Below are 26,447 nucleotides of genomic sequence, written 5' to 3' on the forward strand. Positions count from 1 at the left end.
CGAGACCATACCCAGTGGGGCATAGGCCATGGCCCAGATAACGATCTAATACGCTCCGACCTGCATGCCACCACCAGCAATTGCGGGTGCCAAGTTGCTGCTTATCACTTTCTTTATTTCCTTTGCTTTCCATGTCAACGCAACTGCAAACGTCAGCAAACCGTTGCCGAGCGTCAACAAGACTGCAAAACCGAGTACCGAGCCCGCTTGCCGTGCACCCAGGCCACCCACCAACGTGTAGCAGGCAATCAGGGCGCCCGTACCAAGAGCAAGGGAAATAGCGCGGGGATTCCTGGTGATACCGGTGCTGGCATCGAATGAAAGCGACATCACGCCAACGTCAAGAAACAGCACACCGAGTAGCGGTAAAACCCCCAACATTTCGCCAGCGAATGCGGCAGCGCCAAGGGTTACGAGTAACGGCGCCGACCCACGTGCGATGGGATAGACCTGACCGAAATCGCCATGCTGATAAGCCATGGGCAGGCAAAAGTGATAGGTGGTATGAATCAGGATGGCCAGACCCAAAAGTGGCCAGCTAGCCGGATCAGGGAGCGCTACGAAAGGCAAGGCTAACGCAGAAACGAGACTGCCTAATAAAGTGATTACCGCCATGACGGCGATCCTGTCACCACTCATTTTAACGATGGCGTTCCAGCTGGCGTTAAAGATGGCCGCGAGCAGTACGATCATTGTTATTTCGGGACTCATGTCATCGTTTCCTTGAACTTTCAAAACGCATCGTTAAGCAAAACTAGTTTTTCCAGCTTAATCCAAACTCATGTATCCGCCTGATTTACCGCCTACCCCTTCACGCTAACGCAAAGCACTCCATCTACACACCCAACCACGGCTGCTTTAGCGTCCGCCGCTTTCCAACCAGTAGCGTTAGGCAGTCACATAGGACGACACACGAAAAAGCTACTCGCGCGCCACTTCAGAAAAGTGGCCCGCTTTATCCAAACTGTATTCACAAAAATCCCGCGCCAAATAAAGCGAGCCCGAATAGGCACTCTGAGCCTCTTTGCGAATATCTTCGATGGAAGGCGTTGCATGGGGGTTGAGCTGATAACGGGGACTAAAGTGCGTCAGCACCAAGTTGGAGAGCTGTACCGATTCGGCAAATTCGGCGACAAGTTTGGCGTAGCTATGCCCAACGTCACCGGCCTTCTCGGCCATCTCTTCGGTGTAGGTGGCTTAATGCACCAGCACCTGTGCCCCTGCGCAGGCATCCATTAACAAGTCAGGCTGGTCATTGTCCCCGGCGATCACTATTTTTCTGGGCTTGTTCTTGAAGATTAAGTAGTCATGGCTTTTTAGCTGCTCACCCGCGTACTCAACATCAAACCCTTGCTTTAACTGCCCCCACAACGGCCCTCTCGGAATGCCCTTTTGGGTCAGCTTTTCGATGTTCAAATCAGCGTCGACCTTTCGCTCCGCAAATCCATAGGCATAGCACGGCGCCCGGTGTGAAAGCCTGAATGTGGTTACCGCGATGCTCTCAAACTCAACGCTTGGCAGGTCGTCCGAGGCGATAAACTCCAGGGCGAAGGGCAAGACTAACTGCGTGGCCTCACAGGTAGCCTCCAGCCATGCCTTGATACCGGCAGGCGCCACAATGGTAAGCGGCGCTTTCCGGCCACCCATTCCCGCACTCGCCAGTATGCCCGGCAGCCCATAGCAGTGATCGCCGTGCACGTGGGTGATCAAGATGGCTTTCAATGAATGGAACGACAGCTTCGTGTGCAAGACCTGATGCTGGGTGCCCTCACCACAATCGATCAGGTACCAGCCCTTACCCTTGCTCTCTCGCAAAGCGATGCCGGAGACGTTTCTTGTTTTGGTGGGTACTCCGGCGGATGTTCCTAGGAACAGTAAATTCATAGCGCTTCCATGCTCTCATTTGTACTCGCTTTAGAGTAAAGCAAAAGGACTGCCCGCTAGCCAAAGTTAAGGGGTAATATTTTCACAATGAAGATTAGACGTACATTTAAGAGCTTAAAGACTACCTATATCCATAACTCTTTTCTGACGCCACTTGTGGTTAAAAATTAGCACATACAGCTCATAAAGCTGTGCTAATTAGTTGACAATACTGCGTACGAATTAAATGGACAATCATAAGCATTTAACACCAATTAGCCTAAAAACGAATATGCGCTTGAAAATTCGCACTATGGAGCTAATTATATTCAATTACCATAAATTAAATCGAAGATATCTATTTCAGTATCAAATTCCGTTTCATCATGCAAATCATCCTCATCCATTGGATTTATTGTGCTATCCATATTTAAAAATGAGACATCAGAACTTTTAAGCTTTTTGAAATATTGATCATTATCAATTGCATCAATACCATTTTGGTTTGTAAGCCAACCTCTCTTTTCTGCCTCATAACAAAGCATCCAACTAGAGTCATACAATCCATCATTAGTGATAATCGTATCCCAATGGTTAGTATCTAATCGCCCTGTATAAAAACCTTTCTCCCTAGCTGTCAGAATCGATAATATTGCCATAGAATCATTTACGTCTGCCAGACCAGCTATTTCTTCATTAATTGCAATATCCAATTGGGTTAACACCCAAAATGACCAACAAACCTCATACCCAAAATTATTATCAACCCCTTTTTTTGCCACTTTCAAAAAAGCAGTTTTTATATTTAAAAGATCTAGTGGATAACCATAAGATTTATAAGATATGAGTATTTTAGATACTACAGTAATAGACTTAGGCTCACAGATACTTATCTGCAATAATATTGATTCCAATATTCTCCAATTAGTTTCATGTATTTTGACAGGCATAACTTTTGTTAAAAAATAATGAAAAGAACTTTCTTGCGGATTATTTTTATGGACATCAATTGCAATATTGTAGAGATGTATGATATCTAGCCTTTGCTCCGGTGGATTTTTCCTAATTTTGTAATGTCTAATAGTTTGTTGTTGAAGACTCTCGATAGGAACCGGCATGGTCTCGATACTAGATTTATTTTCGTTGGTGGTTAATTCAAATTCACCAAGAGCTCGATTAATTTTTAAATCTAAATTTTCTGCTTCTGATGCAGTATCTGCAAAGAAGAAAAAATCATCAATAAACCGAATACCATTAAGACTAGGTTCAGAGTTTTGAATTGAGCGATCAAGTGCTACACCTATTAACTCCGAAATCACTCTTGAAGCATCAGGGCCAATAGGAATGCCTAATGTTTGTCCATCCTGCATATTCCTAACTAGTCGGTCTAATTCATTCCCCCATAAATTATCTGTTCTGTCTCTTTTCGATACATCTTTTGTATGTATAGCCCAAGGAATACTGTGCGTATATATAGTATTATAAAACTTTGATACATCTGCTGTTAACAGGAAACGAGACGAAAAACCTTTCGCAAGTTTTTCTTGCATAACTTGTTCAAAGTTATATTCATTAGCTATTGCTCTGCTGCTATCACTCTTGTAAATAGCCTTACTCATAGATATCTTACTAACATCATAAAATCTTTCAATATCACGAGAATGCTTAACCAAAAACTTCACCAACATCGAATAATGTTTTGGATTCGGAACAGTAATGCTTCGTCTAAAGCCTGAAAATTTAGGTATACTAGTTTTAGTTGGCCTACTTACTTTTGGTTCAGACTTTAACACGTCATCATGATAACTGAGTGTTTTTGAAAGATCAGACGAATCAAATAATCCGGGAAATTCTTTTGGCAGAAAACCTTTAGAGAGAAAGTCTTTTTGCTTCAAAACCATTACTCCTTTTTTAAGCACACAAAAAAATGAAAACTATTCAAATAAACATCATCCAAATCATTTGAGATAAAGGTGTCACCAAAGCTTACTTGCTAAGTGCCGACGAATTGATTTCGATGAGCTTATAAGACCATTTTTCTTTATCTGTTACTGGATTAATTTTGCATGTTTCTTCTATTTTTACGTTAATTATGCTCGGAACATTAAATTGATAAGATTCCAGCGATTTATCGAGCTTTCCTTTCAACAACTCACCATCATTTTTTACGACTGCGAAGAAGTCATTTTCAATATCTACGCCCACAAGCTTTATATCTTTATATTCCACTATTTGAGTATTACTCGACTCACCTTCTTCGAGTTTCCTCAATGATTCTTTTATTTGGTGAAAGGAGATTCTTGAAATTTTAGAATTACCATACGGGTCAGACCATTCGGCTTTCACTGAGAGCTCAGCTGTAACTAACTCTTGAAGTACAGCCTTATATCTAGCTCGTGACAGTAAATTATAGTTTTTAACTTCTTTCAGTACTTGATCACTTTCTTCTGTAGTAGCAAGCAGCTCCATGAAACGTTGTAGATTATTACTTTGGTTCGAACCGGAAAATAAATCACTATTTTTACTTTGAAGCCTAACGCCAAAAGAACTTGCAAAAAGTCCAGACACCATCAGCATATTTTCATCTTTGATATATTCTGGAACCCTCCGAACATCTAAATCATTGGAGCAAGCGGATGAATATATAAAGCTTTGTACTGTGGTAAGAATTTTACCTAACGTTTCAGATGCAATTTCATATGTTTGGTGCTTTTTACTAAATGCCAAATCCAAAACTTGTCTTGAATTAGCCACTGCAGCCTCTTGTACATCAACGATTTTAGTAGGAAGAGACGTTGATGGAGAATCGTAGTCTAAGAACTCACCATCATCAGGCAACCATTCTGAGTCATACTCTTCTGGTTTAATCAGGTTAATATTGAACTCATTGCATGATGCGACAGAAACTAGATATGAAAACCCTTCCTCTGGATTCTCAAAGCATGAACGAATGTCGATTTTCTTATTTTTAAGGGCACAGTATTTTTCAAAGCTTACTTTTGAGTACAGCCAAACATCACAATCATTTATTTCGTCAACCCAATGAACAAGATAAATCTGGCCCGTTTGATTTTTACAGCTGTAAAACCTTGGGCCTTCAAAAAAATCAAACACCTCCCATGGCTTGAGCTTCTTAATCTCAATGTTCAAATGGCTATGCTGCGACATGCTCTATACCTCAACAAACTCTCTTTCAGGCTGGTCTGTAGAAACCCACCATGTTACGTGAGGATTTTTAAATGTTTCAAGAATCATTCCATCCCCACGAGTTACCATACCTTTTGATATCTTATGATTTTTAAATTTCTTTTTATATTTTCTTCTCCATTTAATTGCTCCATCTATACTCTTGAAAACCGACAGCCCATGGGAGCAACACTTCATGAATTCATCTTCAAACTGCTGATGTGGAGTCTTTAACTCATAAGCTAGTGGTACAAAATCCTCAGGGTTAGGTGGAGAATTTTTGATTAGCCTATATAGTTCAATGTCATCATTTCTAGCTTCTTTTGGTGGGCATTGAGTTGGAAGAGAAAATTTCCAATCCATTAATCTTACTCCAATCTTTATTAAAGCGCTTAACAGTGATTATACGGTAAGCTGCATAACCTTAATAAAGGTATCAGCGCATTCATTGTGGTCATGTAATCATCTGAATCGACTCTATCCCATTGGTTCGCTGCGAGGCAAAGAAAATATTGGAAATATAATCGAAAGTCGTGGATCGATTCGTTTAGTTCTGCCAAACAAAACGGCTCACAAAAACATTAATTTTTTATAAAATCAGTTACTTAACGAAGATTTTGCATATTTTCGCTACTGAAGGTAGCGCCTGGTATAACCGCTTTGAGGGCGAAAGATTTACCGCCTATTTGATGGGCTTGCGGCTTCTAACTAAGCACTACACAAACCATCTCCCCGCCAAACCACTGCTGCTTGAGCCCCCGCTGCTTTTCCAGCAACAGTGCCAGGTACTCACGCAATGGATGAGCAAATGGCAGCGCAGCAAGGTGCTTACGTAGCCTACGCTGGAAAGGAAACTGCTCAGCGGGCACATGCAACGGCGTGGCGTTTTGGGTCAGCCATTCGATGCCGGGCAGGAGCAAGTGGGTGGCATTGCTATCCAGCGCTAGTGTGACGCCATTAACATCGAAATCACCGGCATAAATATGCGGCCGTCGGGTTTTATGCCAAGCATCCGCCAGCAAGGCAAAGCCGCCGCCGTAGTGGCTGTCGCCTCGGTATACGACTAGTGGGTTTGCGTAGCCGCTTAGCGCAGGAACATCCGGCGAAAACTCATAGAAGCTGTCCAGGTTTTCGACCTGCACCAAGGCGCTAAACGCGCTCAGTTTTAGCGCCTGTACATCTATATCGCGAATCGTGCGCGGCTCGCTGGCGAGCCCGGCTATTGGCTGCTGCGGAAAACTGACGAGTACCCGCCGGGCGCGGGGGCTTTCGCGGGTTGCTTTATCTTCTTCCACGCCCTCTTTCGCCTGAGCGCTGCTGGTTAGGCCGCTGAGGGAGCGGCCTAGCGGGGCTATTCGGGCGCTGTCGAGTACGTCATCAATTTGCGCCAGCAGAGCAGCGTCAAAGCGTAGCGTTTTGCCGTTGATGCGCGTGGCTAGGTCAATGTCGTGCTGATGGCACCAGGCCACTACATCGTCTACCCACTGGCGGCGGGGCTTTTCCACTGCGGGCTGGCGGAGGAGTTCGCGGGCGACGCCGTTGAGCCCATTGCGGGCGCGACCGGGTAGGTTCATACGGCCAACTGCAGCTCAACGTCGTGGATTAGGCGCAGGTGGTTGAAGGTACTCGCCTGGCTCTCCTGCTGTTTGAGTCGAAACGCCTTCTGATCGCTGCGCGGCAGGCCCTGGTATTCGGCGATCACCTGGAACAGCCATATCTCATCCGGCCACTCCAGCGGACTTTCGTGCAGGTACTCAAGGGCGCTGACCGGCTCTGCTTGGGGCTGATCGATCACGCTTAAATAGAAGTGTTCCACATCCTGCTTAAGCGCCTGCTGGCGGGCGGCGGCCATGCTGCTTTCTTGGGCCTGGGCTGGCGCTGCGGCTTCCACCGTTTGGGTGGTGTGGCGCGGCTGGGGTAGCTGGTGGAGCAGCTCGGCGAGCACTTGGCTATCAAGGTTGCGATCCAGCGCTGGGGCGGCGGCGGCGCTTAGCGGGGCGGCTTGATTGACCAGCGTGGGCACCTCGCTGCGACGGGCGTAGTTGCCGGGCACAAAGCCAGGGTGCTCGCGCATAAAGGCGGCCATGCCGCTCATCAGGCGGCTGCGCGCCTGCTGCTTGCGAAAGCGCGCCATCAGTTCGATCAAGCGCCGCTGCACTTCGCGCAGGCCGGTGTAGTGGTTACTTAACTGCTGTTGAAGCTGGCTGATCAATAGCTTGCGCAGGCTGCCGTCGCTGCCCACTAGCTCGATCAGTTCGTCGAAGTCAATCAGCGCCAGGCCGTCCAGCAGTCGGGCGATCTGCTTTTGGGCGCGGTCGTTTTCGCGGATTTTGTCGTTGAGCTGGCTGACAAAACCGAAATCGCTATTGAGCCGCTGCCATAGGCTATCAATGGCATCGGCGAAGCGCCCGTTCAGGTCATCGACTTCCTGGCGCAGGCGCATCAGCTGCTGCTCTAGCCGCCAGTGTTCGCCGCGGCTGCGCGCTTCCCGGTAGCTGTGCACCAGGGCACGAATCAGCTCCAGGGTTTCCGCGACATCGGCGTTCACATGGCGGCGGGTCTCGTCGGCGAGCATTTCGGCGATCAGTTCGCGCACCTTGGGTGCCAGCTTGACGCCGCTTTGCTCGTCCGGGCGCCATAGAATGCGCGCCGCCAGCAGCTTACGTAGCGCGCTATCGCTGAGTGATTCCAGCGGCGCTTCATCGCGGGTGTAGGCCTGCATCAGCGCTTCAGAATGTTTACCCAGCAGCGCCAACCGTTCGCTGCCGGTTTTGAGTAGGCGGCTTTCCAGCTCATTCACAGAAGGGCCTCCTGGGCGCCGGAGCCCTCCTCTTTGTCGGCCTCGATGGGCAGGTTCTCTTCATCGCGGATAAAGCGCACCAAGTCCACCAGGTAGTCGATCTTGCCGGTGACCACAAACACCTGCCGCTCTGAGTGGGGCTGGAGCAGGTAGCCGTGCTCTTTCAGGCGCTTGAAGACCTGCTTTACCTGGGCATCTAATTGGTCACTTTGCGAGCCGAAAAAGCTGTCGGTGGCCAGGCGCTCCAGGCGTTCGCGCAGGCTCTGGTTATCTTCACACTTGGCGCTGAATTCCGCCGGTTTGAGCACATCGCCGGGGGCGGCCAGGGTGTCGCGGCCTAACGCTTCTTGAACCAGTTGCAGCCACTCCAGCAGCGGCAGCAGGCTGTTGAGCGTATCGCCCAGCTGGCGCGAGAGCTGATCCCGGGCGCTGTCGTTAAGCTGACGCCAGGCCAGAAAGTAGACGCTGCCGTCTTCGTTGCTGGCCAGGCGGCGATTGAGGGGGCGCAGATAGGCGTCAATCGACTCGCGGGTCTCTTCATCGCTGAGATGGCGGTAGCCGCTCTCATCGCTGATCGGGCAGATAAACTCCCCCGCCAGCAGGCGCTCAAGCAGTGGGCCATGTTCGATCATGCTGTCACCTCCTGCTGACGTTCCTGGAGCCGTTCGGCCAGGCGGCTTAGCCGTGGCTCGATGCGTTTTAACACCCGCTTATTGGGGTTGGCCTCATCGCGGTCGATCAGGTAGCGGTTGGCGAACAGCAGCAGTACATCGGACTCGGGGTTGGGAAACGCGCCGACGATATGAATGCGGTTGCTGTCGCAGGCGTCGAACAGTTTTTCGACGTTGTGGTACGCCAGGGTGCCGATCTCATCGATGGGCCAGTGGATGGCGATTTCCGCATCGCCGCGCAGCAGGCGGGTAAAGGCGAGCAGGAACTTGCACAGAATCAGGTAGGCCATGCCGTGGCTGGAGGATTCCAGCAGCTGGCGGTCGTTTTTGATCACCAGATCGGTGCCGCCTTCGTTGAGGTGCAGCTCCAGACGCAGCAGGCTTTCGAAGCTGTACTGCTGATCGCTGCGCAGCAAATCGACCACGTCCGCCAGGGTGTTGAGGTAGTCATCGCTGGGCAGCGTCTGGCCCGATTCCCGCCACTCTTTATAGCGCTGGGCGAACAGCTTCAGCGGCTCCCAGAAGCCCAGTTCATCGATGGTGGACTGGATACGCACTTCGGCCTTGCTGATGCCTTCCAGGCGCAGGTCGTCGGCGACTTCTTCCGAAAGCCGACGGCTCTGGGCGCTGATGCGGCGGTTCAGATCGCGGAACACGGTAAAGAATTTATCCAGGTCGTCGCTAAGGTTGCGGCCTTCCTGAATCAGCTGTTGCTGTTGGTCTTCGAGCAGTTTGAGCATGTCGCGCAGTAGCGGCAGCTGTAGGCGGGGGTTGTCGCTTTGCAGCTTGCTGCGTTCGCTCTCCAGCGCTTCGGCGAAGCCGCTGCTGGCGTCCTTGATCAGTTGGCTCTCCACCTCCAGGCAGCCACGGCGTAGCTGTTCGATCTGCTGGTGGCGATTGCCCAAGGCTTGGCGGGCGCGCTCAATGCGCTCGTCCACATCACCCAGGGGCGCGCTGGGGGCTTGGCCGTCGGGTTCGATGGCCAAGGCTTCCAGCTGGGTGAGCAGCGGCTTCAAGGCTTCCAGGCAGGCGTATTCGCTCTCCCGCTGGGTTTTTAACGTGCTGACCGTGCTTTGGTGAGCTTTGCGCGCCGCCTGGAAGTCGTTTTTCAGATGCTCTTTATCGCGCTGCAGCTTCTGTTCAGCCTGCTCCAGCTCGGCCTCTTGGGCGACCAACTGCGGTTTCTGCTGACCCCACTCCACGCGCATAAAGCGGGTGTACTCGGTGAGCTCATCCTGGCGGGCGGCGGTGACGCGGATGCGTTCGTCCTGGCTGGCCAGGCGCACCTTGGTATCTTTAAGCTTGGCGGGGTCGACGCCCTGCTCGGCCAGTTCCTGGCTAAAGGCTTCTTCCAGCTCTTCCCGCTGACGCTGGTGTTCGGCGTTGGCGTCGCTTAGCTGCTGTTTATACTGACGCAGCTGGGCGTCCAGGCTATCGACTTGGCTCTGGCCGTCGGCTTTTAGCTCTAGCAGTTGGCTTTGATGGGTCTCGCTAAGCGCGGCTAAGGCCTGCTGCTTCTCTTCGCGCAGCTCTTTTTGTGCCTGCTCCTGGCTGGCTAACGCGGCCTGATGGGCGGCGCGGCGCTCCTGCTGGCGTTTTGTGTGGCGCTCCTGCTGCTGGCGGCGCGCCTCGGTAGCAAACTCGACTTCCTGCTCGGCGCGCTTATGGGCCATACGGCCCTGATCCTGGGCTTCATCGGCCTGCTGTACGCGCTCGTTGTGCTGTTTAAGCGCTTTTTCGGCGGCCTGGCACTCTGACTGCACGCGTCGCTTGGCGCTATCTGCCTCTTCGATGGCGGCCAGCAGGGTGGCTTCGTCCTGGGCGTAATCCGGCAGGGCGATGGCGGAGAGATCCAGCGCCAGCCCGAACAGATCATCGCTGGCGCCTTCGGCCAGCTGCGGAGCGAGATCGCGGCGCTCCAGCAGCTCCGGGGCAATCACCTTGCCTAGCTGCTGCTCCCAGCCAGGGCGGTGGTAGCGCAGGAAGTGGCGCAGGCTGCCCTGCTCCGGGTCGCGCTGCTGATAGAGCGCGTAACAGCGCTGCTCGGCGCGCTCAAGCTGCTGGCGAAGCTGCACCAGTTGCTGCTCGGCGTCGTTTCGGGCACGGCGGCAGCTCTCAAACTCCCGGCGTAAGCCGTCTAGGGTGGCGGCCGAGGCGTTGCGCTCCTGCTGGGCTTGATCCAGGCGCGCCTGGGCGAGTTCCGCCTCGTTGGCTTCTTCGGCGGTTTGGGTGGAGAGTGAGAGCTGCGCTTTGAGCTCGGCAAGCTGCTCGACACCTAGCTCCAGTTGGGCCTGATACTCGCCTTCGAGGCGTTGGCGCTCCTGCTGGTAGCGCTCATTTAACTGCTGTTCGGCTTCCCACTGCTGCTCCCGGCGCAGGGCTTTCTCTTCGACCAGGGCGTCGATCAGCTCCTGGGCTTCGCCGGTCTGGCGGGCCAGCGCTTCAGACAATTCGCGTAGGCGACCGTCGAGTCGTGCCTGACTCTCCTTTACTGCGTCCTGCATCACGTTCAGGTGCTTTTGCAGTTGATCGCGCTGTTCGCGCCACTGGGGCAGCGCATTGATATCCCGCTCCAGGGCGGGCATATCCGCCTCCGCGTAGCGCTCGTATTGGCTTTGCAGATCATTGAGGCGGCGCTGGGTCTGCTGTAAATCGCTGACCACTTCGCTGTGGCGGTCGTTCAGCGCGTCCCGTGCTTCGGCGTGGTCGCTCTCCCGCTGCTGGAATTCGCGCTGGTGGCGGGCAAGCTCGGCATCCAGATCGGCCATGTGGCGCTCGGCCCGCTGGCGGTCGTCTTCGAGCTGGGGCTTGAGTTGCCAGAGTGTGGCATCAAGATCAGCCAGTTCACGGTCGATTCCGCCAAGCCGAGCCAGCGATGCCTGCAGCGGTTCCAGACGCATGGACTGGCGCATCTGGGCAATCCACTCCCGCGCCTTGGTGTTGCGAATCCGCGTCACCGGCAGCTCTACGCCATCCTCTTCGAAAATCGCCGCCAGCATGGTTTTGAGGGTGTCCATCTTGCCCTCTTTGGCATGCACCGCCGAGACCAGCTTTTCGATATGGCGGATACGCCGCTCAGGCTTCACCAGGCTGAACTGGGCCGCGATCTGGCGCAGCTTAAGGCCGTCGCGGCTATTGCCGTGCAACTGGGTAAAATCGTTCTGGATCACCGAGCGGAATTCAGAGGTAGCCCCCAGTTTGGGCGACACCGGCGTGCCGCTGCGGCGCAGGCCGCTGGCCCACTGGGTGTAGTCCAGCGCGGCCACGCCCGCCTCACTCTCTACCAGGTAATCTTCCGGCTGGTAAGGCCCGCCCACAAAGCGGTACTCCACCCCGCCTTCGGCTTTACGGGTCAGCACCGCCTGGCAGATGTTACCCGCTTCGCGGCGGTATTCGTACACCAGGTAGCTGTTGCGGTTGGGCAGGTAGAACGCATCAAACTTCATGCGGGTCTTGGGCACGACCTTATTGGGTAGCTCGCCATAAAACACCGGCACCAGCCGCTGTAGCGTGGTTTTACCGGAGGCGTTGGTGCCGCAAATATTGGTGTGGCCATCCACACTCAGTTCCACCACCCCTTCCAGGTGGCCGTGAATCATCACGATGCGTAGCAGGTGGGCCATGCCGTGTCCTTTCGTTTGCTAACCGGATCGTTATGCTGATCGCTGAAAGCAGCCATTTTGCCACTCTTACCAGATACAAGCCAAAGCAGCATTTTCTGGCGGCGCTAGTTGGTCTGAGTTTCGCACGCTCACTCAACTTCTAAATATTTTGGCATTACAATGTCATTACATCTAGATTATCATTAAGTCTTATGCTTTGGAGTTAAAGCAATGAGCAAAGAGACCACAATGACATTCCGAGTTGAGCCTGATCTGCGAACCAGCTTTCGTGATGCAGCAGAGAGTGAACACCGTCCAGCTGCTCAGGTTTTACGTGAACTGATGCGGGACTACGTCGAGCAAGCGCGCGCGCGCACGTCGACTATTAGCCCTGCCGAGCGTAAGCGCCGGGAGGAGGCGGTGAACTATGGCCGAGCCTCAGTCGGCTTGGAGGGTTTGAAACTCAGCGAGGCTGATGAACGGCATGCACAGCGGTTTATTAACGGAGAAATCGAGCTGGATGAGTTTATAAAAATACGCAATGAATCCTTACAAAAGCGGTAAGCCACTTACCTCGGAACAGCTGCAAGCGCTTGAAGCAACTTACACATGGCAAAGGATCGTTGCGCTACGCCTTAACCCTGTGGTTGGCAACTTCGATGCGGCTCACTTGAAAGAAATTAACCGGCGAATTTTTCAAGATCTACCCAGCCTGGGTTTCGTTGATGCCATGCCAGGCGTGTTTCGGCCAACTGTCGCGCCTGGGAAAGACTGGATTAAGAGCCGTCACCTTGAAAGCATTGGAATAACGTCTAATGTGGCTTATTCATCAATGGACAAAGCAGCGCAAGTGCGACTCAACGAAGTGCTTGAAGGCGCGAACCTAACCGAGTTATCCAGTTTAGAGACGAACCAGTTTACTCAGGCCATTGGTAGGCTCTATGTCGAAGTCGATTATATCCATCCTTTCGCTGACGGGAACAGTCGCACGCTGCGCGAGTTCACTCGCCAACTTGCCGAAGCATCGGGATACATTCTGGATTGGGGGCAGTTTGGCAGCTCTTCCGTTGGGCGTGATGTACTTTATATTGCCCGTGACCTCAGCGTGAACCAACTTGCTCTACCAAATATCCAGAACCTTGCCACTAAGCGGGACGTGATGCTGAGTGTCGATCAACTTGGTGGCAACCGTGATTTGCCTGACTTATTGCGCGATGCTGTTCGACTTTTATAGCACTCTCGCTGTTTCCCCCAGTGGCTAATCAATAATTCTGATTCCATTACACTCTACCCAGCAACCCCTCAAAAAAACTCACCGCATTGGCCTCCAGCCCTTCTAAGTAGTACCCGCCTTCCTGCACCACCAGCGTAGGCACGTTCAGGTTCGCTACCCGGCGGCCCAACTCACCAAATCCTGCTGTTGAAACAGCGACTTTCGATTGGGGGTCGAGTTCGTAGATATCAAACCCCAGCGCCAGCACAAGGGCGTCCGGCTCGAACAGGCGAATGGCTTGGCAGGCTTGCTCCAGGCGGTCGAAAAACACTGACTCTTCTGATCCGTGAGGCATGGGCAGGTTGATGTTATAGCCCAAGCCCGCGCCCTGCCCGCGCTCGTCTTCAAAGCCGCTCACCACCGGGTAGAAGTTGGTGGTGTCGCCGTGGATCGAGATATACAGCACATCGTCGCGCTGGTAGAAAATCTCCTGAATGCCCTGGCCATGGTGCATATCGGGGTCGAGCACGACGATGCGCGGATAGCGGGTTTTCAGGTGCTGCGCGGCAATGGCGGCATTGTTAAGAAAACAGAACCCACCGGCGGAGTCGATCCCCGCGTGGTGGCCCGGCGGGCGTGATAACGCATAGGCAAACCGCTCACCGGCCAGCAACGCTTCGGCGCCAGCAACCGCGCTTTGCGCTGACCAGTAAGCCGACTGCCAGGTATGCTCACCTACTGGCGCGCTGCCGTCGGCCAGGTAGCGGGCGGCTTCCGCCAAGATGCCGCGCAGGGCGTTGGGCGAGCGCACGAAGATGTTAGAGATGACTTCTTCACCCCAGTCTTCGTCAAGGGTATGCCAACGCTGATGGGCACTTTGGAGAAAGCGCAGGTAGGGCAATGAATGCACCGCCCTTAGCGGCGCTGCGCCATAATCGTTGGGGGCTTGAATATCAAAGCCAAGCCGCTTAGCCGCCGCCAGCAGTTGCGTGGCGCGTTCAGGCACTTCCTGGGGCGTGCGCATTTTGCCACGGGAGAAGTAGGTTTGCGGCCGATGAAGCAATTGATCAGCTTGGAAGAATGTCTTCATCGCTATGATCTCCGGTTTCGCCCACGCCCTTGACCACAAATTTACGAGCAACACCGATGTGGTAGTCGATCGCCTCATGGCAGGCGTCAGGGCTGCCGCTATCTAGCGCGTCGAGCAATTTGAAGTGGCTGGTCGCAATAGTGTCGGGGGCTTCATGGGTTTTGGTAATTAGGGTGATGCACAGGCGCAGCTCGTGAGTCAGGTCATCAAAGGCGCGCAGCAACCGCTCATTGCCTGCGTAATGCAGCAGCAAGCGGTGAAATTGAAGATCTTCCTCAATACGGCGAGTGCCATCGTTGCCTTCTGCTGCTTCACACAGCACATCCACCTGCTGCTCCAGCGCGCGCTTAGCCTCAGGCGTATAGCGCTCCACCAAACGGTGGATGGCATGGCGCTCAAGGCACAGCCGCAAATCAAAGACATCTTCGAGTTCAACGGCATTCAACGCGCGAACAAAGAAGCCCCGGCGAGGTTTTGAAATTAATAAGCCGCGGCTTTCAAGCAAACGCGCGGCCTCACGCACCGGCGCGCGGCTCACGCCCAAGTCTCGGGAAAGTTGCACTTCAGAGAGCCGCTCACCGGGTAAAAAGTGTTGCTGAATAATCGCTTGGGTCAAATAGTCAGCCACTTGCTCGACCAGGTTTTGCTGCTGGATAAAGGCCCTGGGAGCTGCCGTTGGTAAGGCCATCGCATTCACTCATGGGTATGACATGTTCTTTCCAGTATGACGAAAAATGCTTACTTGTCGACGAACGATTGCCGACTGTCGACAGTTTTACCGCATGCTGCTATTTTTTTAAGAGCTGGCTTTTAAGTGCTAGCTTCTAAAGGCCCCCAACAATCATCACAACAGGGCCTGACACGCCATGCCTCGCTCGCCTAACGACTGCGTAAATTTATTACGTGCAAGGCTTTATCCTAATAAACGAGGAGCAGGAAACATGAAGACACCTTTAGCTTTGGCTATTTCCGCTGCAGCACTTGCTTTTGCCACCGCCGCTCTGGCCGATGACCCCAAGTCGGGAGGAACGGTTAATACCATTATCCAGCCCGAGCCCCCCGGCCTGGTGCTGGGCATGGTTCAAAACGCGCCTACCCGTACCGTGGCAGGTAATATCTACGAAGGCCTACTGCGCTACACCACCGATCTTGAACCCATGCCTCAGCTAGCGGAATCCTGGGACGTCAGTGAGGATGGCCGCACCTACACCTTCCACCTGCGTGAGGGCGTGACTTGGCACGACGGCGAACCTTTCACCGCCGACGACGTGGTGTTCTCTGCGGATGTGTTTCATCGCGAGCTGAATCCTAGCGCCAGGGCGGTCCTGCAACATGTAGAAAGCATTGAAGCCACCGATGACCACACCGTGGTGTTTACCCTCACTCAGCCTTTCGGCCCGTTCCTGCTCTCTTTTGAAGCGGGCACCTTCACCATGGTGCCCGAGCACTTATACGCAGGCACTGATTTCCGCGATAACGAGCACAATGACCACCCGATTGGCACCGGCCCGTTTAAGTTTGCCAACTGGGAGCGCGGTACCGTTATCGAGCTGGTTAAAAACGACGATTACTACGAAGAGGGCCTGCCCTACCTCGACGGCGTTAACTGGCACATCATTCCTGACGGCGCTTCCCGCGCAGTCTCGTTCGAAAATGAAACCATTGATGTGCTGCCCAGCGGCACCGTCGAGAACTTCGACATTCCCCGCTTAGCAGCGATGGATAACGTCTGCATGACCGAAGAAGGCCACGAGTACTTCAGCCCCTTCGCCATGCTGTGGATGAATAACCGCGAAGGCCCCACCGCCGACAAACGCTTCCGCCAGGCAGTGATGTACGCCATGGATCGCGAGTTTGCCAAAGATGTGCTGTGGAATGGCCTGGGCAACGTGCCGCTCTCTGCGTTTGGCTCTAATGCCCGTTTCCAAAACGATGACCTGGAACCCTACGACCACAACCCGGATCGTGCCCGGGAGCTACTCGAAGAGATGGGCTACGACGGAGAAGAGATCACCATTCTACCGCTGCCCTATGGCGAAACCTGGACGCGCTGGGCCGAAGCCGTGCAGCAAAACCTACGTGAAGTAGGCATTAACGTCAGCACTCAAGCCACCGATGTGGGCGGCTGGAACCAGCGCCTGGGTGACTGGGACTACGATCTCGCCTTTACCTACCTGTTCCAGTACGGCGACCCGGCTCTGGGTATTTCACGCACTTACCTTTCCGACAACATTGCCAAGGGCTCGCCCTGGAATAACGTGGAAGGATACGAAAACGAGCGCGTTGACGAGCTGTTTAACGAAGCAGCGACCGCCTTCCCCGACGCAGAGCGCGAAAAGCTTTACCGCGAAGTGCAAGAAATCCTGCACGAAGATGTGCCCGTTGGCTGGCTAATGGAGCTTGGCTTCCCGACCCTTTACCGCTGTGATGTGCAGAACCTGGTCACCTCCGGCGTGGGTGTTAACGACGGCTTTAAGGATGCTTGGCTAGACCGCTAAACCCAAGTATACCCAGGTAGCGCGAGCTGCCTGGGTGTTTTAGCCATGTCATGAAGGTATCCGTCAGGAAAGTATCTGTCAGGAAAGTGCCCGTCAGGAAGGTGTCTATGGTCTACGCTCGCCTAATACTTATGCGGCTGTTTAAAGCCGTGATTGTGCTGTTTTTAATCGTTATTTTTAATTTCCTGCTGATTCAATTGGCCCCCGGCGATCCGGCCGCCATTCTGGCGGGACAAGCGGGCGCCGCTGACCAGGAATTTCTTAATCAGCTGCGCGAGCGCTTCGGCCTTGATCAGCCGATGTACGTGCAGCTGTGGCGCTATGTGTCGGGCATTGCGATGCTCGATTTCGGCTACTCCTATCGCTTGGGCGTACCAGTATTTGATCTGATTATGGCGCGTCTACCCGCCACCCTGCTGCTCACCGGCACCGCCTTTGTGCTTTCGCTGGTACTGGGCATTGTGGCGGGTTCTATGGCCGCGGCGCGGGTCAAGAAACCCTCCGGCTCGCTGATTATGGCGCTAGCGCTGGTGTTCTACGCTACGCCGCTGTTCTGGGTCGCGCTGATGTCGGTAGTGGTGTTTTCGGTATATCTCGGCTGGCTGCCCGCCTACGGCCTTTACACCGTGGGTGCAGGCCATACAGGGTTTGCGCTGGTGCTCGATATTGCCAAGCACTTAGTGCTACCGGCAACCACCTTGGCGCTGTTCTTTATGGCGATTTACACCCGCATGACGCGCACCTCCATGCTCGACGCCGCACAGCAGGATTACGTTAAAACCGCCCGCGCCAAAGGTTTGAAACCCAGCATTATTCAGCGCCGCCATGTGCTGCGTAACGCACTTCTACCCATTATTACTCTTGCTGGCCTACAGGCGGGGCAGATGGTCGGCGGGGCGATCCTGACCGAAACCGTGTTTGCCTGGCCCGGCATCGGGCGGTTGATGTTTGAAGCCCTTGAGCAGCGCGACTATAACCTGCTGCTGGGAATTTTCTTCTTCTCGGCGGCGCTGGTTATCGTCTTTAACATCATTACCGACTTGGTCTACAGCCTGGCTGATCCACGCATCAAGAAGGGGGCCGCATGAGCTTTTTCGCACGCTTCGCGCAAAACCGTGGCGCCCTGGTGGGGCTGATTATTCTGCTGGTGATTATCGCCATGGCGATACTGGCGCCGCTGCTGTTTCCTGAATCACCTTGGAGGATGGTGCAGCGGCCTTTCTTACCGCCGCTTTCACAGGATGGCTTTCCGTTGGGCACCGACACCATGGGCCGCAACGTGGCATCCGGCCTTATGCACGGTGCTTGGGTGTCGCTGCTGATTGGGCTGGTATCCACCAGTGTGGCGCTGCTGATTGGCGTACCGCTGGGCGCCATTGCCGGTTACTACGGCGGGTGGATTGACGACCTCCTGATGCGCTTTACCGAGTTCTTTCAGACCATTCCCAACTTCGCGCTGGCAATCGTTCTGGTGGCGATTATGCAACCCAGCATCAGCTCGATTGTGTTGGCCATTGCGATAGTGAGCTGGCCACCGGTAGCTCGCTTGGTACGCGCCGAGTTTATGTCGCTGCGTAACCGTGAATATGTCGAAGCCGCGCGCTTGGTGGGCCAGTCCAACACCACGATTATTCTGCGCCAGATTCTGCCCAATACCCTGTCGCCGATTATCGTGCTGGCCTCGTTAATGGTCGCGACCGCCATTCTGCTGGAATCGGCGCTGTCGTTTCTGGGCTTGGGCGACCCCAACGTGATGTCCTGGGGTTATATGATTGGCGCGGCGCGCACGGTGATTCGTCAGGCGTGGTGGCTGAGCTTCTTCCCCGGGGTGGCGATTCTGCTCACCGTGTTGGCTCTAAATCTGGTCGGTGAAGGACTAGATGATGCGCTTAACCCCAAACTTTCACGCGAGCGCTAGGCGTTTGTTATGGCTGGAGAGCTTGTTATGAATGAAGCATCAACAGAAACCGTGCTTAGCATTCGCGACCTAAACATTGCGCTCCCCAAAGGGGCGGATCGCGCCCTAGCGGTGGAGGACGTCAGCTACGACGTAAAGCGCGGGGAGATTATGTGCGTGGTGGGCGAGTCCGGCTCCGGCAAGTCAATGGCTGCCAACGCCGTGATGGGGCTTCTGCCCAAGGGCGTGCGCGCCACCCAGGGCGAGGTGCTGTTTGAAGGGCAGAACCTGCTTGCCATGACCGAGAAGCAGCACCGCGCCCTACGCGGGCTCAAAATCGGCATGATATTTCAGGAGCCGATGACCGCCCTCAACCCGCTGATGCGGGTAGGTGCGCAAATTGCCGAAGTGTTCGAGGCTCACGGCCAGTTCAATGCCAAAGAGCGCCAGGCCCGCGCCCTGGAACTGCTGATCGAAGTAGGTATTCCTCAACCGGAAAAAGCCATTCGCGCCTATCCTTTCGAGCTTTCCGGCGGCCAGCGCCAGCGGGTCATGATTGCGATGGCATTGGCGCTGGAGCCTATCCTGCTAATAGCCGACGAGCCTACCACGGCGCTGGATGTGACTACCCAGGCGCAGATTCTGGAGCTGATTCGCGACCTACAACAACGGCGCGGTATGTCAGTGATGTTTATCACCCACGACTTTGGCGTCGTGGCTGAAGTGGCTAACCGCGTCTGCGTGATGCGCCACGGCAAAATTGTCGAACTGGGTGACGCCAAATCGGTGCTTGAAAACCCTCAAGATGCCTATACCCAAGCGCTGATTGCCGCCATCCCCAGCAATGCGGTGCCGCCTCACCGCGAGACCAGCCAGGTGGCGCCGCTGCTGGAAATCAAACAGCTTAATAAAATATTTCGCTCCCGTGGCGGCTGGCTTAAACCCTCCCGCGAGGTTCGCGCACTGGAAGATGTCTCGCTCACCCTCGCCCGCGGCGAAACCGTGGGAATTGTGGGCGAATCCGGTTCAGGAAAATCGACGCTCGGCCGTTGCGTGGTGCGCTTAGAACACCCGGACAGCGGCGAGCTGCTGCTGGATGGTATCAACCTTTCTCAGCTTAAAGGCGATGCGCTGCGCCGTGAACGCCACCGGGTGCAGATGATTTTTCAAGACCCTTACGCCTCCCTCAACCCACGCACCAAGGTGGGTATGGCGATTGCCCAGGGGCCGATTGCCAACGGCACATCCAAAGCCGCAGCGCTCAAACAGGCGGGCGAGCTTTTAGATATGGTTGGCTTGGGCGCCAGCGCCGTGGAGCGCTTCCCGCATGAGTTTTCCGGTGGCCAGCGTCAGCGTATTGGTATTGCCAGAGCCTTGGCGCTTAATCCCGAGCTGATTGTCGCGGACGAAGCCGTATCCGCCTTGGATGTATCGATTCAGGCCCAGGTATTGGAGCTGCTGGAGGAGCTTAAGCAGCGGCTCTCCCTATCGCTGCTATTTATCACTCACGACCTACGCGTCGCCGCGCAGATTTGCGACCGTATTGTGGTGATGCAGTATGGCCGTATTGTCGAGCAAGGCAGCGCCGAGCAGATTTTCCTCGCCCCAAAAGAGGCGTATACCCAAGACTTGCTCAAGGCGATTCCCGGCCGCGAGGCGCCCGTGGCGGCAACTGCATAAGTTTGCAAAGCAGGTTTTTCAAAAGCTAGTTTACCGAATGGACAAGACACGTTAAGGAACACACATGCACATAACCCTGGAGACGCTGCGCGCCATAGTCGGCCCGACCCACGTATTAACGGGCGACGATGTCAGTAACCGTAGCGTCGATTGGATGACCGGCGCGCCCTGCCAGGCTGGCGCCATTGTACGCCCCGCCAACACTGAGCAGGTGGCCGCGGTAATGAAGGCCTGTCACGACGCTCAACAACCCGTGGTGACCCACGGCGGATTAACCGGCTTGGTGCATGGCGCGGAAGCTAGCCCGGATGAGCTAGTGATCTCCCTGGAGCGCATGAGCGCCATTGAAGAGATTGATCAGGTAGGCGGTACGCTTAGTGTTCAGGCCGGGGTACCGCTGCAACGGGTTCAGGAAGCCGCTAAAGAGGTCGGGCTGCAATTTCCGCTGGATCTGGGCGCCCGGGGCAGTTGCACCATTGGCGGCAATATCGCCACCAACGCTGGCGGTGTCCGTGTCATCCGCTACGGCATGATGCGCCAGCAGGTGCTCGGCCTGGAAGCAGTGATGGCGGATGGCCGGGTGGTCAGTTCCATGAACCGCATGCTGAAAAATAACGCCGGTTTCGATTTAAAGCAGCTGTTTATCGGTAGCGAAGGCACCCTGGGCATTGTGACCAGGGCGGTGCTGCGCCTTCAGCCCCCCACGCCCAGCGAGCAAACGGCGATGGTGGCCTGCCCTTCGTTTGAGGCGCTCACCGGGCTGCTCAGCCATATGGGTAAAGCGCTTGGCGGCAGCCTGGGCGCCTTTGAAGTGATGTGGCAAAACCACTACCGCCTGCTCACCGAAACCCTGGACCGCCATACTCCACCGATTGCCACCGAACACCCATTCTATGTGATCATTGAGTCTCTGGGTAGCGACGCCGAGCGCAATGCTAACCAGTTCAGCGAAGCATTAGAAAGCGCGTTAGAGAAAGAGTTGATTGTCGATGCAGTCATCGCCCAATCCAGCACTCAGCGTGATGGGCTATGGGCCATTCGAGAAGATATCGAAGGGCTGGTCAAGGGCCTTGCGCCGGTGCTCACTTTCGATGTCAGCCTGCCGATTGCCGATATGCAGCGCTACACCGATGCCTTAGAAGCACAGCTAACCCAGCGCTGGGCCAATGCACGCATGGTAGTGTTTGGCCACCTGGGCGACGGCAACCTGCATATTTCCGTCAGTGCGGGCAGCGCTGAACCCGAGGTGCGCCGCGAAGTGGAAGCCATGGTCTACGAACCACTTCGTGTTCTGGGCGGCTCGGTCTCTGCAGAGCATGGTATTGGTTTAGAAAAGCGCCCCTGGCTAAGTACCTGCCGCTCCAGCGCCGAGATCAAGCTAATGCATACGCTCAAGCAGGCCCTCGATCCGCTTAATTTGCTCAACCCCGGTAAAGTACTTTCATAAACGCTTTAAGTTAAACATTCACTGCATTGTTAGGAATCACCATGCCCCGCTACCCCAACCACTTACTCAGTGAAGGCCCTGTTAATCCGTTTCCGGGCATTAAGGTGCTGGAGCGCCGACTTGGCAAAGAGATTCCCCATCGGCTGGGCTCTAACGAAGGCCTGGACATGCCCCACCGCGCCCTGCGCGAGCATTTTGGCGATGCGCTGGCCGAACACGTTTACTGCTACGGCGATTCTGAAGCGCTCGGTGTTCGCCAACGCTTGAGTGCTCAGCAAGGTATTGCGCTGGAAACGCTGCTGGTAGATGCCGGTGCCGATAGTTTAATCGCCCTGGCCCTTCGCACCACCTGCGAACCTGGCGAAACCGTAGTGAGTACCGCAGGCACCTATCCCACCTTGGGCTATTTTGCCAAAGGCCAAGGCTGTCGTTTGGTGGAGCCCAGCTATTTTGAAGCGCCCGGCGTGCTGGCGCCTGATATGGAAGCCTTAGCAGCGGCGGCCCATCAGGAAAACGCCCGCTTGGTCTATCTGGCTAATCCGGATAACCCCAGCGGCCATTTACATAGCGACAGCGCCATCCTCAAGCTGCGCGAAGCGCTGCCCGACACTTGCTGGCTGCTGTTAGACGAGGCGTACGGAGACTTCCGCGACGACGCCAACAGCGAGTTCGCCGCTAAAGCCATACCGGGAGTGATTCGCCTGCGCACGCTCTCTAAAGCCCACGGCTTGGCGGGGCTGCGCATTGGCTACGCGATTGCCGACCCAGACGTACTGGCGATGATGATGAAGGTGCGGATTCACTACGCGGTATCGTCGCTGACCCTGGCCGCCGCCGAAGTGGTGCTCGATCATCCTGACGAAGTGCACCAGCACGTTGCTGATGTAAAAGCACGCCGGGAGCAGTTGGCGGAGCACTTTCGCGCCCTAGAGGCCGATGTGTTGCCCAGCGCCACCAACTTTATTGGCATTCGCCTGCCCAGCGCCGACCTCGCCGCCGAGGTACACCAGCAACTGCTAGACAAAGGGGTGTTAGTCGCTCGCTTGGCGCATCCCGAGCTTGCCAATGTAATTCGTATTACCGCGGTGGAAGCCGCGCTGGAGCCTGGAAGATTGGCCGCTCTCGAACAGGCTATTAAAGAGCACGCCTGATTCAGTTGGTAAAATTGAGCAAGCAGATGGCAAGGTGCATCGAGGGCAGGTTTCCGCGAGGGCGCTGTGAACCCATCCCTGGGCGCTACTTTTGTCATCTGACCGCCATGGATGGCGAGAATGCCGGAATGGTTGGGAACATTTTCCGGCCATGACAAAAGACCCTCGCGGAAACCTGCCCTCGCAGCGCGTAAGAGGGGATGCATAGCTCTAACTTCCAACCCATATATCTAAGGCGTTAACCAATGCCTGAAATCGTCCAACTCACCGCGCACCGCCTGGCTATATAAGCCCTGCAGTCGAGCCGTCACGCTATCTGGGCTGATAGGCTCATTAACAGGCGGTGCACCCGCGCGGGTGCCGATATGGCGACCATCCAGCTCGCGCAGCGGCAGTATTTCGGCGGCGGTGCCGGTTAAGAACGCCTCATCGGCGGTGTATAGCTCATCACGGGTAATCCGCCGTTCACGCACTTCTATACCCAGTACTTTCTGCGCCAGTTGAATCACGCTGTCCCGGGTAATGCCTTGCAAACACGAGGTCACTTCCGGGGTATGCAGCACACCATCGCGCAGTAAAAAGACGTTGGCCGCCGAGGCCTCGGCCACATAGCCTTCCGGGTCGAGCATGATGGTTTCATCGAACCCGGCTTTGATCGCCGTGTTCAGCGCCAGTATCGAATTGACGTAGTGGCCGTTAGTCTTTGCCCGGCAGAGGCTGATATTTACGTGGTGGCGCGCCCAAGATGACGTCAGCGCACGCAAACCGTGGGTCGCGGCCTGGGGCGAAATATAAGGGCCCAAATCCCAAGCGGCCACTATGACATGGGTGGTTAATCCTTTAGCACGCAGCCCCATACCTTCCGCGCCGAAAAACACCGTGGGCTTAAGGTAGGCGCTGCTCAGGTTGTTTTTCGCCAGGCACTGGCGCTGGGCTTCTATCAGTTCCGCTTCGCTAAATGGCAGCGGCATATCCAGCGAATGGGCGCTCTCTACCAAACGGCGTGTATGCTCAGCGACTCTGAAAAGATGCGTGCCGCTGGGGCCAGCGTAGGCGCGCACGCCTTCAAAACAGCCCATGCCGTAGTGCAATGTATGGGACAACACATGCACTTTGGCATCGCGCCATTCCCGCCATTCTCCGTCCTGCCAAATCCAGCCATCGCGATCATAAAGCGGTGTCATCGTGTTGCTTGCTCCCACTGTTGGCACCAGTCATCGATTAAGGCTTGCTGGTGCGGTTGCAGGGCCTGATAGCCCCAGGCGGCAATTTCATCGTTTTGCGGGTCGGGCACGCTAATCGCACTGCCCGCCAGGGTTTGGATCACCGAGTGGCCGCACAGCGGCACATAGCCTTCGGAGTAGCCACCTTCGTGAATAAACACCAGCTTGCCTTCGCAGCAGCGCTCGGCCAGAGCTTTAAGCTGGGCAGTCATGGTGGCGAACGCCTGGCTATTGAGCAACATTTTGCCTAATGGGTCTTTGGCACAGGCATCGTAACCACAGGCCACGACGATGAGTTCGGGGTTGAAGGTTTCCAGCGCAGGCAACACGAGTCTTTCCATGGCGTAGGCGTAAGCCCCCAGGCCACACCCCGGCGGCAGCGGCAGGTTGAGGTTGGCACCCAGGCCTGCGCCTTCGCCCTGCTCGTCAAAGCCGCCGGTTTCCAGCGGATAGTTGGCCGCCTGATGAATCGATATAGTCAACACATCCGGCTCGCCATAAAACGCCGCCTGCTGACCGTTGCCGTGATGAACGTCCCAATCGAGTATCGCCACGCGGTTCACCTGCCCCAAGGCGCGAGCGCGCATCACCGCGACGGGAATATTGCCCAACAGGCAGAACCCACGGCCCTGATCAGCCTCCGCATGGTGCCCCGGCGGGCGGCATAGGGCGTAAGCGTTGCTCACCTCGCCCAGTGCTACGGCTTCAACGGCGGCGCTGGCCAAGCCTGCGGAGTGGGTGGCTGCCGCCCAACTACCGGGCATGTAGGGCGCGCAGTCGCCGCCGTTGCCACCCCGTGCGCTATCCCCCGCCTGCAGTTCACCCAGGTAACGCGGGGTGTGAAAACGCAGCAGGTCATCCAGCGTCGCGGCAGGTGGTTTAACCACACTCAGCTCATCAATCAGACCGCTGACTTCAATGATATTTTTAAGCCGTCGCTTGCTTTCCGGGCTCTCCGAGGCGGCCTGAGGCTGTAAGAACTCGCCCGGTGCGGAGAACACGCCGATGGCGCCCAAGTCATGCCAGAAGCAGCGCTCATGCCAGTAAAAACCAGTCTTGCTCATGCCATAAAGCCCTGCATAAAGGCGGCCAGGTTGGCACTTAGGTGTTCAGTGGGATAGCCACCTTCCTGAACGATTACCATGGGTAGCGAGATCGCCGCTAAGCGCTTACCCACTTCAACAAACGCTTCCGTTTCAACCTTAAGCCCCGCCAGCGGGTCATCTTTGTGCGCGTCTAGGCCTAGCGCGACCACCACGGCATCTGGCTCATAGCGCTGCAGGTGATCAATCAGAATCGCTAGCGCATCAAGATAAACCTCTCCGTCGCTGCCTACCGGCAGGGGCAGATTGACATTAGTGCCCACGGCCTCCTCACAGCCCTCTTCATCAGCACCGCCCCAAAAGAAGGGGTAGAAATCGCTAGGATCAGCGTGCAGTGAGCCCGTCCAGACATCGCTGCGTTTATAGAAAATATCCTGGGTGCCATTGCCGTGGTGTAAGTCCACATCGATGATCGCCACTTTGGCGAAGCGCTCGCGCAGCACCGTGGCCGCCAGCGCCGAGTTATTCAGCAGGCAAAAGCCCCCGGCGCGCTCAGGCCCGGCATGGTGTCCCGGTGGGCGGCACAGTGCGTAGGCCGCTGGCGCGCCATTTAGCACCTCTTCGGCCGCTGCTTCGGCGCTGGCAGCAGAAGCCAGTGCACCTTGGAAGCTGGTGGCGCTTAGCGGGCAGGCCATATCGTGCAAATGCCAACCCGCCTGGCCAATCGGGTGGCGCGGGTAGTGGTGACCGCCGCCGCAGGGGTGGATATTGGGAGCAACCACCTCCGCCGCATTGGGCAGTGCTTGCCAGCGGGCGTAGATGGTGTCCAGAAACGTCAGATAACGCGGCGTATGGATTTGCTCCAAACGCTTACGCAGCGTTGGAGAATCCGCCTCTTTGGGTGCTGTGAGGGTCAGCCCTGCGCTCTCCAAGCCTTGGGTAAGGAGCTCGGCACGCAGCGGGCCTTCCGGAGAGGGCGCAGGCTGGCCGCGCAGCAGAAAGGTCGGCGGCGCGTGGTATGCCTGATCGGGGTGGTAGAAGCATTTCATAGTCAAATTCGCAATCCTTAGGCTTTGTACGAAA

The 26,447-nt window shown here is 55.2% G+C and carries 21 protein-coding genes and 1 pseudogene; 8 read left to right on the plus strand and 14 right to left on the minus strand.

Features of this window, described 5'->3' with window-relative positions; genetic code table 11:
- Window positions 1-45 precede the first annotated feature (45 nt).
- The 9 genes and pseudogenes from A6R74_RS17850 to A6R74_RS17890 all read right to left on the minus strand — a co-directional run bounded on the left by A6R74_RS17850 (window position 46) and on the right by A6R74_RS17890 (window position 12,143).
- The gene (locus A6R74_RS17850; RefSeq protein ID WP_064235834.1) at window positions 46-711 is read right to left on the minus strand and encodes a hypothetical protein; all 666 of its coding nucleotides are present in this window, start codon (window positions 709-711) and stop codon (window positions 46-48) included.
- A gap of 210 nt (window positions 712-921) precedes the next feature.
- A pseudogene (locus tag A6R74_RS17855) lies at window positions 922-1,884 on the minus strand (ribonuclease Z).
- Between the two features lie 308 nt (window positions 1,885-2,192).
- The gene (locus A6R74_RS17860; protein WP_165603398.1) at window positions 2,193-3,758 is read right to left on the minus strand and encodes an RNA-directed DNA polymerase; all 1,566 of its coding nucleotides are present in this window, start codon (window positions 3,756-3,758) and stop codon (window positions 2,193-2,195) included.
- Between the two features lie 91 nt (window positions 3,759-3,849).
- Window positions 3,850-5,031 carry a DUF6575 domain-containing protein gene (locus A6R74_RS17865; protein WP_064235836.1) on the minus strand — a complete coding sequence of 394 codons (1,182 nt, stop codon included), beginning with the start codon at window positions 5,029-5,031 and terminating at the stop codon, window positions 3,850-3,852.
- Window positions 5,032-5,034: 3 nt separating this feature from the next.
- Window positions 5,035-5,412 carry a hypothetical protein gene (locus A6R74_RS17870; protein WP_064235837.1) on the minus strand — a complete coding sequence of 126 codons (378 nt, stop codon included), beginning with the start codon at window positions 5,410-5,412 and terminating at the stop codon, window positions 5,035-5,037.
- 341 nt (window positions 5,413-5,753) lie between these two features.
- Window positions 5,754-6,623: a DUF7281 domain-containing protein gene (locus A6R74_RS17875; RefSeq protein WP_064235838.1), complete on the minus strand. Its 870-nt coding sequence runs from the start codon at window positions 6,621-6,623 to the stop codon at window positions 5,754-5,756.
- Window positions 6,620-7,849 (minus strand): hypothetical protein, encoded by a 1,230-nt coding sequence (locus A6R74_RS17880; RefSeq protein ID WP_064235839.1) that lies wholly within the window; start codon window positions 7,847-7,849, stop codon window positions 6,620-6,622. Before A6R74_RS17880 ends, A6R74_RS17875 begins: the two co-directional genes overlap by 4 nt.
- Window positions 7,846-8,481, minus strand: coding sequence for a hypothetical protein (locus A6R74_RS17885; RefSeq protein ID WP_064235840.1), 636 nt, complete (start codon window positions 8,479-8,481; stop codon window positions 7,846-7,848). Before A6R74_RS17885 ends, A6R74_RS17880 begins: the two co-directional genes overlap by 4 nt.
- Complete coding sequence (locus A6R74_RS17890; protein ID WP_064235841.1) at window positions 8,478-12,143, minus strand: ATP-binding protein; 3,666 nt, start codon at window positions 12,141-12,143, stop codon at window positions 8,478-8,480. The genes A6R74_RS17885 and A6R74_RS17890 overlap by 4 nt, the downstream gene beginning before the upstream one ends.
- 210 nt (window positions 12,144-12,353) lie before the next feature.
- Here A6R74_RS17890 and A6R74_RS17895 point away from each other — a divergent pair, with 210 nt between their 5' ends.
- Window positions 12,354-12,686: an antitoxin VbhA family protein gene (locus A6R74_RS17895; RefSeq protein WP_205634219.1), complete on the plus strand. Its 333-nt coding sequence runs from the start codon at window positions 12,354-12,356 to the stop codon at window positions 12,684-12,686.
- Entirely contained in the window at window positions 12,664-13,356 is a 693-nt protein-coding gene (locus tag A6R74_RS17900) for a Fic family protein (RefSeq protein WP_064235842.1), read from the plus strand. Before A6R74_RS17895 ends, A6R74_RS17900 begins: the two co-directional genes overlap by 23 nt.
- A 46-nt stretch (window positions 13,357-13,402) precedes the next feature.
- On the opposite strand, the gene A6R74_RS17905 is transcribed toward A6R74_RS17900, so the two are convergent.
- Both A6R74_RS17905 and A6R74_RS17910 read right to left on the minus strand, forming a co-directional pair.
- Window positions 13,403-14,425, minus strand: coding sequence for a histone deacetylase family protein (locus A6R74_RS17905; RefSeq protein WP_064235843.1), 1,023 nt, complete (start codon window positions 14,423-14,425; stop codon window positions 13,403-13,405).
- Window positions 14,403-15,113, minus strand: coding sequence for a GntR family transcriptional regulator (locus tag A6R74_RS17910; protein WP_064235844.1), 711 nt, complete (start codon window positions 15,111-15,113; stop codon window positions 14,403-14,405). Before A6R74_RS17910 ends, A6R74_RS17905 begins: the two co-directional genes overlap by 23 nt.
- A gap of 253 nt (window positions 15,114-15,366) precedes the next feature.
- Between A6R74_RS17910 and A6R74_RS17915 the strand changes: the two genes are divergently transcribed.
- The 6 genes from A6R74_RS17915 (at window position 15,367) to A6R74_RS17940 (ending at window position 23,098) form a co-directional block, all read left to right on the plus strand.
- The gene (locus A6R74_RS17915) at window positions 15,367-16,923 is read left to right on the plus strand and encodes an ABC transporter substrate-binding protein (protein ID WP_007111562.1); all 1,557 of its coding nucleotides are present in this window, start codon (window positions 15,367-15,369) and stop codon (window positions 16,921-16,923) included.
- A gap of 107 nt (window positions 16,924-17,030) precedes the next feature.
- On the plus strand, window positions 17,031-18,011 hold the full coding sequence (locus tag A6R74_RS17920) for an ABC transporter permease (RefSeq protein WP_064235845.1): 981 nt from the start codon (window positions 17,031-17,033) through the stop codon (window positions 18,009-18,011).
- Entirely contained in the window at window positions 18,008-18,841 is an 834-nt protein-coding gene (locus tag A6R74_RS17925; RefSeq protein ID WP_007111564.1) for an ABC transporter permease, read from the plus strand. The genes A6R74_RS17920 and A6R74_RS17925 overlap by 4 nt, the downstream gene beginning before the upstream one ends.
- Window positions 18,842-18,868: 27 nt before the next feature.
- Window positions 18,869-20,500, plus strand: a complete 1,632-nt coding sequence (locus A6R74_RS17930; protein WP_064235846.1) for an ABC transporter ATP-binding protein — start codon at window positions 18,869-18,871, stop codon at window positions 20,498-20,500.
- 64 nt (window positions 20,501-20,564) lie between these two features.
- The gene (locus A6R74_RS17935) at window positions 20,565-21,947 is read left to right on the plus strand and encodes an FAD-binding oxidoreductase (RefSeq protein ID WP_064235847.1); all 1,383 of its coding nucleotides are present in this window, start codon (window positions 20,565-20,567) and stop codon (window positions 21,945-21,947) included.
- Window positions 21,948-21,988: 41 nt separating this feature from the next.
- Window positions 21,989-23,098 carry a pyridoxal phosphate-dependent aminotransferase gene (locus A6R74_RS17940; RefSeq protein WP_064235848.1) on the plus strand — a complete coding sequence of 370 codons (1,110 nt, stop codon included), beginning with the start codon at window positions 21,989-21,991 and terminating at the stop codon, window positions 23,096-23,098.
- Between the two features lie 230 nt (window positions 23,099-23,328).
- Here the strand turns inward: A6R74_RS17940 and A6R74_RS17945 are convergent, their stop codons facing one another.
- The 3 genes from A6R74_RS17945 to A6R74_RS17955 are packed head-to-tail and all read right to left on the minus strand — an operon-like array spanning window position 23,329 to window position 26,413.
- Window positions 23,329-24,282, minus strand: a complete 954-nt coding sequence (locus A6R74_RS17945; RefSeq protein ID WP_064235849.1) for a branched-chain amino acid transaminase — start codon at window positions 24,280-24,282, stop codon at window positions 23,329-23,331.
- Entirely contained in the window at window positions 24,279-25,385 is a 1,107-nt protein-coding gene (locus tag A6R74_RS17950; protein WP_064235850.1) for a class II histone deacetylase, read from the minus strand. The genes A6R74_RS17945 and A6R74_RS17950 overlap by 4 nt, the downstream gene beginning before the upstream one ends.
- Window positions 25,382-26,413, minus strand: coding sequence for a histone deacetylase family protein (locus A6R74_RS17955; protein ID WP_064235851.1), 1,032 nt, complete (start codon window positions 26,411-26,413; stop codon window positions 25,382-25,384). Before A6R74_RS17955 ends, A6R74_RS17950 begins: the two co-directional genes overlap by 4 nt.
- Between the last annotated feature and the right edge of the window lie 34 nt (window positions 26,414-26,447).

It is taken from the genome of Halomonas sp. ALS9 (genome assembly GCF_001651035.1).
Taxonomy (GTDB): Bacteria; Pseudomonadota; Gammaproteobacteria; order Pseudomonadales; family Halomonadaceae; genus Vreelandella.